Genomic DNA, 289 nt, shown 5'->3' on the forward strand with positions numbered 1-289 from the left:
TGACCATCCTTTTGAAACCCTACGACGAACGCTACCTCAGCAACCCCTTGTTCGGGCGCCTCACAGAAACCAAATTCCACGACAACATGCTGTACTTCGGCAGTCTTTTTGGCGATGACGATCGAGAGCGATTGATCACCAACCAGATTGACAAAATGGTGGCCATTGTCCCGCAAAACTTCCTTGACTTCCTGGGCATCAAACTCAAGAAAGATGACTATTTTTATTCTAACGGTGATTTCTATGCAAGCCTGAATCACGGCGGCGCACTGGGGGGTTATGCCACCGG

At 49.5% G+C, this 289-nt stretch carries 1 protein-coding gene; it reads left to right on the top strand.

What is annotated here, in order from left to right; translation table 11 throughout:
- Window positions 1-289, top strand: a 289-nt coding sequence (locus J4G32_RS21030) for a hypothetical protein (protein WP_210497633.1), incomplete at both ends; no start/stop codon positions are given.

It is taken from the genome of Microvirga antarctica, assembly GCF_017921815.1.
Classification (GTDB): Bacteria; Pseudomonadota; Alphaproteobacteria; order Rhizobiales; family Beijerinckiaceae; genus Microvirga; species Microvirga antarctica.